11 protein-coding genes are annotated in these 11,682 nt (G+C 33.3%); 7 read left to right on the top strand and 4 right to left on the bottom strand.

From position 1 onward, the window contains the following. Positions 1-218: 218 nt before the first annotated feature. Entirely contained in the window at positions 219-896 is a 678-nt protein-coding gene (locus AMQ68_RS04010) for a YceI family protein (RefSeq protein WP_054509307.1), read from the top strand. A 121-nt stretch (positions 897-1,017) separates the two neighbouring features. On the opposite strand, the gene AMQ68_RS04005 is transcribed toward AMQ68_RS04010, so the two are convergent. Further along, positions 1,018-1,374: a hypothetical protein gene (locus tag AMQ68_RS04005; protein WP_054509306.1), complete on the bottom strand. Its 357-nt coding sequence runs from the start codon at positions 1,372-1,374 to the stop codon at positions 1,018-1,020. A 344-nt stretch (positions 1,375-1,718) separates the two neighbouring features. On the opposite strand from AMQ68_RS04005, the gene AMQ68_RS04000 reads away from it, so the two are divergent. After that, the gene (locus AMQ68_RS04000; RefSeq protein WP_054509305.1) at positions 1,719-1,982 is read left to right on the top strand and encodes a DUF1294 domain-containing protein; all 264 of its coding nucleotides are present in this window, start codon (positions 1,719-1,721) and stop codon (positions 1,980-1,982) included. A gap of 35 nt (positions 1,983-2,017) precedes the next feature. On the opposite strand, the gene AMQ68_RS03995 is transcribed toward AMQ68_RS04000, so the two are convergent. Continuing rightward, positions 2,018-3,532: a right-handed parallel beta-helix repeat-containing protein gene (locus AMQ68_RS03995; RefSeq protein WP_054509304.1), complete on the bottom strand. Its 1,515-nt coding sequence runs from the start codon at positions 3,530-3,532 to the stop codon at positions 2,018-2,020. Positions 3,533-3,821: 289 nt separating this feature from the next. Between AMQ68_RS03995 and typA the strand changes: the two genes are divergently transcribed. After that, entirely contained in the window at positions 3,822-5,627 is a 1,806-nt protein-coding gene (gene typA / locus AMQ68_RS03990; protein ID WP_054509303.1) for a translational GTPase TypA, read from the top strand. A 137-nt stretch (positions 5,628-5,764) separates the two neighbouring features. Then, on the top strand, positions 5,765-7,369 hold the full coding sequence (locus AMQ68_RS03985; RefSeq protein WP_369678601.1) for a glycoside hydrolase family 10 protein: 1,605 nt from the start codon (positions 5,765-5,767) through the stop codon (positions 7,367-7,369). Positions 7,370-7,518: 149 nt separating this feature from the next. Here the strand turns inward: AMQ68_RS03985 and AMQ68_RS25245 are convergent, their stop codons facing one another. Continuing rightward, positions 7,519-7,689: a hypothetical protein gene (locus AMQ68_RS25245; RefSeq protein WP_160317960.1), complete on the bottom strand. Its 171-nt coding sequence runs from the start codon at positions 7,687-7,689 to the stop codon at positions 7,519-7,521. Between the two features lie 313 nt (positions 7,690-8,002). Between AMQ68_RS25245 and AMQ68_RS03980 the strand changes: the two genes are divergently transcribed. The 3 genes from AMQ68_RS03980 (at position 8,003) to AMQ68_RS03970 (ending at position 10,963) form a co-directional block, all read left to right on the top strand. Continuing rightward, positions 8,003-8,554, top strand: a complete 552-nt coding sequence (locus AMQ68_RS03980; RefSeq protein WP_054509301.1) for a ferritin — start codon at positions 8,003-8,005, stop codon at positions 8,552-8,554. Between the two features lie 145 nt (positions 8,555-8,699). Next, on the top strand, positions 8,700-9,791 hold the full coding sequence (gene ychF / locus AMQ68_RS03975) for a redox-regulated ATPase YchF (RefSeq protein WP_054509300.1): 1,092 nt from the start codon (positions 8,700-8,702) through the stop codon (positions 9,789-9,791). A 92-nt stretch (positions 9,792-9,883) separates the two neighbouring features. Next, a complete protein-coding gene (locus AMQ68_RS03970; protein ID WP_054509299.1) occupies positions 9,884-10,963 on the top strand; it encodes a hypothetical protein in 1,080 nt (359 codons plus the stop codon). A gap of 404 nt (positions 10,964-11,367) precedes the next feature. Here the strand turns inward: AMQ68_RS03970 and AMQ68_RS03965 are convergent, their stop codons facing one another. Further along, on the bottom strand, positions 11,368-11,550 hold the full coding sequence (locus AMQ68_RS03965; RefSeq protein WP_054509298.1) for a hypothetical protein: 183 nt from the start codon (positions 11,548-11,550) through the stop codon (positions 11,368-11,370). Between the last annotated feature and the right edge of the window lie 132 nt (positions 11,551-11,682).

Genomic DNA, 11,682 nt, shown 5'->3' with positions numbered 1-11,682 from the left:
TAAAATAGGGATTTTTGCCCTCGATTTAAATTTTGAGATTTACTATATTTGATTTAATTATGATAAGAAAGGCTCTTTTTTCATTTCTTGATGTATGGTAAGAGGATGAAAAGGTGTTTTTTCTATTTTTGACCCATCAAAATATATGAGTTGACCTATTTATTCATAATTTGATAGATCTTAATAAAACGAATAATAATTTTTTACAATTTAATAATATGAAAAAACTTAGTGTCATTGCATTGGTTGCTGTAGGTTTATTAGCAACATCATGTAACAAAGAAAAATCAGCAGATACGGCTGCAACTGCAACTGAAAAAACTGTTGCAGAAGGAAAAGGTGAAGTTTTACCTGTGGATGTAGCAACTTCTGTGGTTAACTGGAAAGCGTTCCACAAAGGAGGTTTTGCACCACGTTGGGGGACTACTAATGTGAAGTCTGGTGAGTTAAACATTGAGGGAGGACAGCTTTCTGCAGGTAGCTTTGTTATTGACATGGCTTCAATTAAAGTAGATCCAGCTTCGGTAACGGAAAAAGATAAAAAACCGGCAGACTTAGAAACGCACTTAAAAAGTGCTGATTTCTTTGATGTAGCAAAAAATCCTACTTCTGATTTTAAAATTACAAGTGTTGTAGATTTAAAAGATGCACCTAAAGATGCTATCGCTGGAGCGAATAAAACGGTAAGTGGAAACCTTACGTTATCAGGAAAAACAGTGAATGTAACTTTCCCTGCAAAAGTGGATGTTACGGACAATTCAGCTTCTATTCAGGCTAAATTTACCGTAAACAGATCAGATTGGGGAATTAAATTCGGAACTTCTGAAGCAGATCCTGCAGAATGGATGATCAGCAAAGACATCGAAATTGCTGTTGATGTAAAAGCTAAAAAATAATTAATAGGTTTTTAAATAATCTATAGAGCTGCTTTCTTTGGAAGCAGCTTTTTTGTTTTATAATGTAAGAATATTGAATATCATAACTTCGAAAAAAGATGTATTGAAACTTTTTTATATGCTAATTTAAAAACTGTGAATTCTTTATCCTTACACAATACTCACTCCCCAAATACAAAGGATTACCATGTTTCTCAGACCAAAAACCATCTAGTAGATCCTTGCTTAAACAACGGTACACTGCAACCCCTTTATAGATTTCTTGGTCATCCCCTTCATAATTAAAGTTGAGAACTAAAATTTGATCTTTATAAAACCCTGTGCCGTTTTGTATGTGATCACCGATAATCCATTGTGCAATAATACGGTTGTTTTCATCGATGGATAAAGTTAATACACCATGGTAAGAAGGTTGATCAGATTCCTCCTGATTGCTGCCTTCAATAGAATAACTTCCTGCCAAATCCTCTACAGTCATTGATTTTGTTTTTATTGTACAAATTTAAAAACTTTGTCTTGATGAGATGATGAATAAAGAATGTTTTTTTATGAACCTGTTTAAACGAATTAAAAATTTAACCGCAAAAGAATCAAAAGCTATCGTTGATTTATTAAGGATTGGTTACTGAGTAAGCAAAAGTCTACAAAAGAATAATATTTCGACTCCGCTCAATATGCAAAGATTTTTAAAAACTTATGCGCTCTTATTTGTAACTTAATGCTCAACTTAAAGTGACTAATGTGTTAATCTTTTGTCACTTTTGCGGTTAAAAAAAAGTTTAAACAAGTTGAATTATTCTTTTTTATGTTAGATTTGTTGGAATGCTTTATTTATTATTAATCATCAATCTTCTCAGTTTTATTGTTTTTGGATTAGACAAAAGAAAGGCAATCAGACACCAAAGAAGAATTTCTGAAAACACGTTGTTGTTCACTACATTTTTGGGCGGAACCATTGGTTCTGTGTTTGCAATGTTGGTTTTCAGGCATAAAGTGTCGAAGCAGTCTTTTCTGTTGAAGTTTGGATTGGTTGTGCTAATTCAGATTGTAATCATTTACTTTTTTGGAAAATATATAATACAATAATAGCCTCATCAATTGATAAGGCTATTACTTTTTAATTAAGCATCAGTTCCGTCAGATTTTACCCATTTTGCTCCTTGCCAATAAATAGGCTTTCCTAAGGTAGAGTCAAAATAATGTTGTCCGCCATAAAGATTATTTACAGGGCGTTCTGAAGATGATCCAAATGTTTTATCGGTAATATATCTTCTTTCTACGTCTATAAATTGTTCATTAGATCCGCTACAGAAAAACTTTGGAGCATTGGCTTTCCAATTATTGTTTGTGTACTCGGTAAATTCATCCTGATTTTGAGAAATAAATCGGTCTAACTGTTGTTTAGTTGTTAGTTCAAAAACATTTCCTGTGGAAGTGCTTCTGAATTGAGTAAAGAACTTATGTGAACGATACAACTCTTCTTTGGAACTTATATAGTCATTATTTATAAATTTATTATCAGAAGCATTATTGCCATAGAACCAAACTAAATAACTTTGTATTTTGCCTGCTTCAAGAGGGCCGTTGTCAGGACAGAAATAACAATTTGTGAAGGTGTTTTCATGAGAGGAGTCTAATATTGTTGTTACAAGATTATTTTCAAAATAACACGCTGAAAAGTTAATGTTTTGGCAATTTTTCAGAATTACACCAATATCTCTGGAATTGTATGCGGATTTGTTAAAGTCTATTGTTCTCAAATAGTTCGCATCATTACTTTCTATAATAGTGTTTGTAAAATTGCAGGCAAAAGAATCTTGTAAGAGTAACCCCACTGCGTTTAATCTAACGGTTGTGTTTGAAACATATATTGTTGTACTGGTTCCATCTGCCAGTAATCCTATCTGGTTATTAAATAAAGTACAGCAATCAATGTTAATGTAATAACTTTTGTGTGAATATATTGCACTTGTTTCAAATCCTTCGATAAATAAATTTTTTAAATTTATTTTGGTTGTATCTTTAATTAATACACCGCTGTTATTTGTGCCTAGGGCTCCTTTTTCTACATAAGGATTAATGAGATAATGAGGGCCTGCAAGCGTTAAATCTGATATGGTAGTAAACTCTTCACCGATATTAGTGTACGGATCACTCTCAAGCCTATTATGACGATTATTAAATACATCTCCTTTTTCTGAAGGGAAAAGAATGGAAATATCATTTCTGTTTGTAAATAATACGGTGCCATTTGTTGATTCTCCTTTTAAAGTACAAGATGTTGGAAACAATAAAGTGTTTTCAATTTTATATTTTCCATCAGGGATAAAGCAGCAAAGATCATAAGAAGGTTTTGAAATATGTCTGTAATTTCTAAGATCAATTAGATAATTAAAAGCTTGCTGTATATTTGCCGTAGCGTCGCCTCCATCGCCCATTGCCCCAAACCATTTTACATTAATGTGATCTTCAATATATCTTTTGTAATACCTATCAGAATCTTCGGGCTTTCCTTTGAAATAAATAATTTCATCACAGAAGGAATCTTCCATTAAAGTTCCCTTATACCAATGAGTCACGGGAATTAAACTTATCATTTCGCCTGTTTTTGGATCTTGAATATGTTTTGTAATCATAAATTTTGTTTTTGATGTTAATTATTAAAATAACCTTGCAAGAATTATTAAAACAAAAATACGGGCTGACAACGCCAGAACTTGACGTATTAAAACTTATTTAAAGAAAAGCTACGAGGCCTATTACAAGGATTATTTATTCGAATAATCATTTTGAGATAACGTCCTTATTTTGTTTACGTTTTAGGGCTTAAACAATAACGTGTTCATTATTAAATTGTTAAATAATACATAATCTTACTAATTATTTAATTAAAAAACACTATTTTTGCACCCGTAAAAATCATTCATGCAAAACATTAGAAATATTGCGATTATCGCACACGTTGACCACGGTAAGACGACTTTGGTGGACAAGATTATTCATGCTACAAACATTTTCCGAGAAAATCAGGACAGTGGAGAATTAATAATGGATAATAACGATCTTGAAAGAGAAAGAGGGATTACCATTTTATCTAAAAATATTTCTGTTACTTATAAAGACGTTAAAATTAACGTAATCGATACTCCCGGTCACGCCGATTTTGGTGGGGAAGTAGAGAGAGTTTTAAAAATGGCTGATGGAGTTATTTTGTTGGTGGATGCCTTTGAAGGTCCAATGCCACAAACAAGATTCGTACTTCAGAAAGCATTAGAATTAGGATTAAGACCATTGGTTGTTATCAATAAAGTTGATAAACCAAACTGTCGTCCTGACGAAGTTCATGATAAAGTATTTGATCTATTCTTTGCTCTTGAAGCTACTGAAGCGCAGTTGGATTTCCCAACGTTCTACGGTTCTTCAAAAGAAGGTTGGTTCAACTCTTCATTAGAAAAAACAGAAGATATTTTCCCATTATTAGATGGTATCTTAGAATATGTTCCAGAACCGAAAGTTGAAGAAGGAAACTTACAGATGCAGATCGTTTCTTTAGACTTTTCTTCTTTCTTAGGAAGAATTGCTATCGGAAAAGTAATCAGAGGAGAGATCAAAGAATCTCAGTGGATCGGTTTAGCTCAGGCAGACGGTAAAGTATTGAAAGGAAAAGTAAAAGAACTTTACGTTTTTGAAGGATTAGGTAAGAAGAAAGTTACAGAAGTAAAAGCTGGAGATATCTGTGCTGTTGTAGGTTTTGACGCTTTCCAAATCGGTGATTCTTTCGTAGATCTTGAAAATCCTGAACCATTGCCAAGAACTTCTATTGATGAGCCTACGTTGAACATGACGTTCTCTATCAACAATTCACCTTTCTTTGGAAAAGATGGAAAGTATGTAACTTCTAATCACCTAAAAGAAAGATTAACTAAAGAATTAGAGAAAAACTTAGCATTAAGAGTTGAACAAACTGCAGATGCAAACACATTCCTAGTTTTCGGTAGAGGTATTCTTCACTTGTCAGTTTTAATTGAAACAATGAGAAGAGAAGGATATGAAATGACAATTGGTCAGCCACAGGTTATCTTGAGAGAAATTGACGGAGAAAAATGTGAGCCTTATGAATCTTTGGTAGTAGACGTTCCGGACGAGTATGCGTCTAGAGTTATCGACTTAGCTACACAGAGAAAAGGTGACCTTCACGTTATGGAAACTAAAGGGGAGATGCAACACATGGAATTCGAAATTCCTTCAAGAGGTTTGATCGGATTGCGTTCTCAAATGTTAACTGCAACTGCTGGTGAGGCTATTATGGCACACCGTTTCACAGAATATAAGCCTTTCAAAGGTGCTATTCCTGGAAGAAGTAATGGAGTATTGGTAAGTAAGACTCAAGGTCCGGCTACAGAATATTCTATCGCGAAATTACAAGATAGAGGTAAGTTTTATGTTGATCCGGGTGAGGAGATCTATTCAGGTATGATCATCGGTGAACAAAACAAGCCGGGTGACTTAGTAATCAACATCGTTGAAGCAAAACAATTGAACAACATGCGTGCTTCAGGGAAAGATAAAGATACGGGCGTTGCTCCAAAAATCCTATTCTCTCTTGAAGAATGTATGGAATATATCCAAGGTGATGAAGCAATCGAGGTAACTCCAAACTTCATCCGTATGAGAAAGAAAATCCTTTCTGAAGAAGAAAGAAAAAGAATGGAAAGATCAGGAAAAGCATAATCAGCTTTTTCTATATCAATCAAAGCCTCGAATTTTCGAGGCTTTTTTTCTATAACCCAACGTTAAAATGCTTATTTTGGCAAGATAATCTTTAAGGAATAAAAAAATAATTTAATGTAGTTTTGCAAGCTATGAGAATGAATAATTTAAAACTTATTATATTTTTGGGCGCTCTTGCTTCGTGTAGCAGTGCGAAAACCGTTCGTACTACGGGCGTTAGACCAACACCAACAAAAAGTACAACAAAGCCAGACAATAATATATCAAAACCCAATATACCGGTAGCAACCACAAAGCCTGTTACAGCTTTACCTACAGAAGAAATTTTCAAAGTAAATCTTCCGGCTATTAATAGAGAATTCCGTGGGGTTTGGATCGCGAGTGTTGCGAATATCAACTGGCCTTCAAGAAATAACTTATCAGTAGATCAGCAAAAACAGGAAGCGATCAGTATGCTGGATATGTTGAAAGATAATAACTTCAATGCAGTAATTTTCCAGGTTAGACCTTCTGCAGATGCTTTATATACAAGTAGTTTGGAACCTTGGTCGTATTTCTTAACCGGAGAGACAGGAACGGCTCCTTATCCTAATTATGATCCGTTACAATTTTGGATTGATGAAGCGCACAAAAGAGGATTGGAGCTTCACGTTTGGTTAAACCCTTATAGAGCGCATCATACAAACGGTGGTTCGCCAAACAGTTTATCAATGGCAAATAAATTGTCAGACATTGTTGTTAGGTTAAAAAATGGAATGTATTGGTTTGATCCTGCCAATCCGAAAACGCAAGGTCACGTTTCTAATGTGGTGAAAGATATTGTAAAAAGATATGATATCGACGCGGTACATTTTGATGATTATTTCTATCCTTATGCTACTTATAATAAAGGAGCAGATTTCCCTGATAATGCGACTTGGAATGCCTATGTAAGCAGTGGAGGAAACCTGTCCAGAGCAGATTGGAGAAGAGATAATGTAAATAAATTTGTAGAGCGTATCTACAAAGAAATTCATGCTGAAAAAAATTATGTAAGATTCGGGATCAGTCCGTTTGGAATTTGGAAGCCCGGATACCCTGAAGGAATCGTTGGTTCTTCTCAATATGACGAATTGTATGCTGATGCTAAATTATGGCTGAATAAAGGCTGGGTAGACTATTTCTCGCCACAATTGTATTGGCCTATCGAATCAAAAGGTCAGCCCTTCGGTTCGTTATTGAACTGGTGGAAATCAGAAAATACAATGAACCGCCATTTATGGCCGGGATTGAATACCGTTGAAATAAAATCTTCAGACCGCCCGACAGAAATTAAAGATCAAATCGAATTATCAAGACAGATTTTAGGTGCAGATGCTGGGGAAGTTCATTGGAGTATTGCAGGTTTGACGAAGAATTCAAGCATGCTGCCAACGTTGAAAAACGGACCTTATAAAGAAAAGGCATTGATTCCTAAAAGTCCGTGGATAAAAACGGTCCCGTTACAAACTCCGACCTTATTTACCAATGATAACGGAAGTTCTATCCAAACAAGCTGGAGCAATAAAAATATAAAGGATGTTTTCCAATGGGTCGTTTTCACTCAGTATAATGGAGTGTGGGAAACTGAAATTTTAACATTAGATACCCTTTCAAAAGATATTCCTAAAAATAAAAATGGTAAAACATTAAATGCCATTGCTATTAAAGCAATCGACAGATTAGGAAATGAAAGTGATTACATGGCGAAAAAGATCAAGTAGAGAATTCCCAATCTCAAAATTCTCCTTCTTTGGAAGATTGATGAAAATTCAAAGCATTTTGATGGGATTCACAGTAAACATATACTGTTTATCAAAAAAACACTAAACAAAACCAGTTCGAGAGAGCTGGTTTTGTTTTGCAGCATACTTTACAAATTTGAACAGTCTAAATCTGGGCATAACAAGATCTGAACCTGCGTGAGGTTAATAAGTCCTGATCCTGCCAGCGTACAAATAAGCCTGCATACCGGATCAAGCAGTCCGATTCCTCCTGAAATGTTTTTTAACTCATTTCTGTCTAATTTTTTTACATTTTTCATGATAATAATTTTTATTTGGTTAATAAGATTCTAAAATATGAATAATTCTAATAATCGCATTTCCCTCAATAATAATCAATCTAAAATCATGAACTATGGGTTAGTTGCATAAACTTTATTGGAGAGGTTTGTATTCTTGAAGATGTTCATCGATGTAATATCGATTTTTATATTTTAGAATAACTATAAATTATTAATTTAAAATAATGAATTTCAGTTTATTATAAATGCATTTCATTTGTTTTAATTAAAATTAATAATCTTATCGGACTCATTTTTGCATCAGTAATGATATCACACAAAAATATACATTATGAATACTAAAAGACTTTCCGAGAATATCGAAAAAGCATTAAGCAATCAAATGAATAAAGAAATTCATGCTTCTCACATTTTTCTATCGTATGGAATTTGGGCAGATGATAAAGGCTATCAGGGAATTGCCAACTTTCTTTACAGACATTCACAGGAAGAAAGAAACCACTCCATTAAATTCATGGAATATGTATTGAACAGAGGCGGAAAACCGAAAGTAGATGCTATTCCTGCACCGCCACAAGACCCGGATTCTTTAACCGCTTGTTTTGATGGTGTTTTTAAACATGAGGTTGATAATACAACAGCTATTTACAATATCGTAAATATGGCGTTAGAAGAAAAAGACTGGGCAACATGGAATTTCATGCAGTGGTTTGTACAGGAACAAATAGAAGAGGAAACTTTAGCATCAAGTTTAATAGATAAATTAAAAATTGCCGGTGGAGACAGGGCTACCGATGAGTCTTTATTCACTTTAGATAAAGCATTACTCAATACACCCAACGACGTACCTTTAGCTCAGGAAGCTACGGGAGCGAATCCTTAAAAGCAATTTAGATAAATAAAATGCATTACAAATCTGTCAAAAAATTGGCAGATTTTTTTATTATGAAACTCATGTTAAAATCACTATCTTTGCACACCTTTAACGAGCAATAAGTCAAAAGCTATTTGCTAAAAGCTAAGAATATATGAAATGTGGAATCGTAGGCTTACCGAATGTTGGTAAATCAACTCTTTTTAACTGTTTAAGCAACGCAAAAGCTCAATCAGCAAACTATCCTTTTTGTACAATTGAACCGAATTTGGGAACTGTTTCAGTACCGGATCACAGATTGTTTGAGTTGGAAAAATTAGTAAAGCCTGAGAGAGTTTTACCTGCAGTTGTGGAGATTGTAGATATTGCCGGTCTTGTAAAAGGAGCGAGCAAAGGAGAAGGGTTAGGAAACCAGTTCTTGGCAAATATTCGCGAATGTGAAGCGATTGTTCATGTATTGAGATGTTTTGAGAATGGAAATATCATTCACGTTGAAGGTTCAGTAGATCCTTTAAGAGACAAAGAAATTATTGATATCGAACTTCAGTTGAAAGACCTTGAAGTGGTAGCAAAAGCAGTTGAAAAAGCTAAAAAATTCATCAAGTCTGGAAAGAAAGATGATATTTTAACATACGAAACGCTTCAAAAGCTTGAGAAATTTATCGAAGACGGTAAAAATGCAAGAGAGTTTCCTATGGATGATTTTGCAAAATCAATTATTGATGATGTTCAGCTTTTAACAAACAAGCCTGTATTGTACGTTTGTAATGTAGATGAAAATTCTATCAAAAACGGAAACGAATGGATCGCTAAGATCGAGGAAATGGCTAAAAATGAAGGGGCTGAAGTTGTTGTGTTGGCAGCACAAATTGAAGCAGACATCAACGAATTAGAGACTTTTGAAGAAAGAGAGATTTTCCTTGATGAGCTTGGACTTACTGAGCCTGGTGTAAACCGTTTGATCAGAAAAGCATATGATCTATTAAAACTTCAGACGTATTTCACGGCGGGAGTAAAAGAAGTAAGAGCTTGGACAATCGGACAAGGATGGACTGCTCCTCAAGCTGCCGGAGTAATTCACACAGACTTCGAAAAAGGATTTATCCGTGCTGAAGTTATCAAATATGATGATTATATGACGTATGGTTCTGAAGTTAAAATTAAAGAAGCAGGAAAGCTTTCTGTGGAAGGTAAAGAATATATTGTGAAAGACGGAGACATTATGCACTTCAGATTCAACGTATAATTAGAGAGAATATTAAAGTTAGTTATAAATGAAAAACGCTTCCAATGTATTTTGGGAGCGTTTTTTGCATTCCATCGAAAAACCTTTTAACTATGAAGTTTTTATATTTTTTTGTTTTTACATTATTTTTTTCATGTACGAAAAGCTTAGAAGAGAGATGTTTCACTAAAGGTGAAGAGAAGTCTAGCTATGTTGAAGAAAAACCCTATACCGTAAAACAGATTCTTGAAGAAAAACCTGATTATCTTGAAATTATTAATTTGAAGAAATTCAGAGACTTCAAACAAGACAGTTCAGAATATAGAACTAAAGTTTACAATCTTGAAGCAAATGAAAAACGTTGGAAAGATCAGAAAGTAATATTTGCTGATTTTGATCAATATTTTTTCGGACAATTTGAATATTCATTTAAAACAAACGATGGAAATATAAAATATGCTTTAGGAAGAAATGGATTAGGCTATTGGCTTTTGGAAATTAAAAATAATCAACCTTTCGCGTATTTTTTAGGATTAAGTTTTAGTCATTATTATTTTAATAAGATTCAAGATAAGCCTATTGTAAAAGATGGATTTTTTCAGATTGAAGGGAGTCTTGTGAAAATTGTAAAAGTCGCCGGACTTCCTGGATATGATGATTATTCTGCTATTGAAGATGGGAAGTTATTTAAAATAAATCTTAAAGATCTTTTGAAAGATTCTGATAAAGATGGTTTTAATGATATTTTTGAAAAAAGTTTTGGTCTTAATCCAAAAAATAAGGATACAGATGGAGATGGGGTTAATGATTTTGATGATACTAATCCTATGTTTAGATCTGAAAAAAATAAATTTAGTGAACTTTATCAGAGGTTATTGCCTGAATATGCAGGAGCCCCTGATTTCAAAAACATGCATTATTATTTTGAAGTTTTTGAAACTGATTGCGATTATTTTCATCAAGTAAATCCTGATTATAGAATTCTATTTGCTTCGGACGAAAAAAATAAGCAAACAAATTATATAAAAGTAACTAATGTTTTTCATCATGGAATTTCAAAGATTAAAAAACATGAAAAAGACCCTAAACGGTTTTATATTTATACATGGGGAAGCGGTTCTACAAACGATTATTCTGCCGAATATAAAAATGGAAAATGGATTTTTAAATTAATTGGTGGCACAGTTTCTTAAAATAAAAATACCGCTCAAAAAAAGCGGTATTCATTTTGAAAATATAATATTTTAACTACGGTAATATTTCCGGGCGACATATTTTTTGTGCACAAGATATTGAAATCGTTGTACAGCCATTAGGATAGGGAGATGGTTCGCAAGGATTAGTAGTACATAAGACAGGCTCCATGCAATTTAGTAAACCTCCTTTAATAGTTCTTAATTGGTTTTTATTTAATTTCTTTCCATTGATTAAATGTTGACTTTTCATAGTATTTGATTTTTAGTGAGTTAGTTAAAACGAAGTTATGAAAAATTATTATTAATAAATCACATTTGCTAGATAAATTTAATTAGAATTATATTTAAACATAAAAAATACCGCCAGTTTTGGGCGGTATATTCATTATGCATTGCTAAATTTATTTAGGTCTACATTGGGGTTGTCCACAGTATTTAGAAATCATTACACATCCTGATTCACTTGGAGGGCAGCCATCAATTGATGGGCAATTTCCGTTTAAACAATCAATTAATCCTCCTGTTATGGTGCGTAATTGGCTGTTGGTTAATTTTTTTCCGTTGATTAAATTTTGATTTTTCATAGTAAACACGTTATTAATTTGATGTAAGCTAAAGTAATAAATATTTCATAGTAAATCACTTAATGAAGAAAAATTATTTAAAACAGAAAAAAATAGGCAAGTCTTAAGTCTATAAAACTTCATATATTTGAA

This window comes from Chryseobacterium sp. ERMR1:04, from assembly GCF_001297705.1.
Lineage (GTDB): Bacteria > Bacteroidota > Bacteroidia > Flavobacteriales > Weeksellaceae > Chryseobacterium.
This window is presented reverse-complemented; position numbering and strand designations above follow the sequence as displayed.

Coding starts and splice junctions, on each gene's coding strand:
- AMQ68_RS04010 (WP_054509307.1), top strand. CDS start 219: ATGAAAAAACTTAGTGTCATTGCATTGGTTGCTGTAGGTTTATTAGCA.
- AMQ68_RS04005 (WP_054509306.1), bottom strand. CDS start 1,374: ATGACTGTAGAGGATTTGGCAGGAAGTTATTCTATTGAAGGCAGCAAT.
- AMQ68_RS04000 (WP_054509305.1), top strand. CDS start 1,719: ATGCTTTATTTATTATTAATCATCAATCTTCTCAGTTTTATTGTTTTT.
- AMQ68_RS03995 (WP_054509304.1), bottom strand. CDS start 3,532: ATGATTACAAAACATATTCAAGATCCAAAAACAGGCGAAATGATAAGT.
- typA (WP_054509303.1), top strand. CDS start 3,822: ATGCAAAACATTAGAAATATTGCGATTATCGCACACGTTGACCACGGT.
- AMQ68_RS03985 (WP_369678601.1), top strand. CDS start 5,765: ATGAATAATTTAAAACTTATTATATTTTTGGGCGCTCTTGCTTCGTGT.
- AMQ68_RS25245 (WP_160317960.1), bottom strand. CDS start 7,689: ATGAAAAATGTAAAAAAATTAGACAGAAATGAGTTAAAAAACATTTCA.
- AMQ68_RS03980 (WP_054509301.1), top strand. CDS start 8,003: ATGAATACTAAAAGACTTTCCGAGAATATCGAAAAAGCATTAAGCAAT.
- ychF (WP_054509300.1), top strand. CDS start 8,700: ATGAAATGTGGAATCGTAGGCTTACCGAATGTTGGTAAATCAACTCTT.
- AMQ68_RS03970 (WP_054509299.1), top strand. CDS start 9,884: ATGAAGTTTTTATATTTTTTTGTTTTTACATTATTTTTTTCATGTACG.
- AMQ68_RS03965 (WP_054509298.1), bottom strand. CDS start 11,550: ATGAAAAATCAAAATTTAATCAACGGAAAAAAATTAACCAACAGCCAA.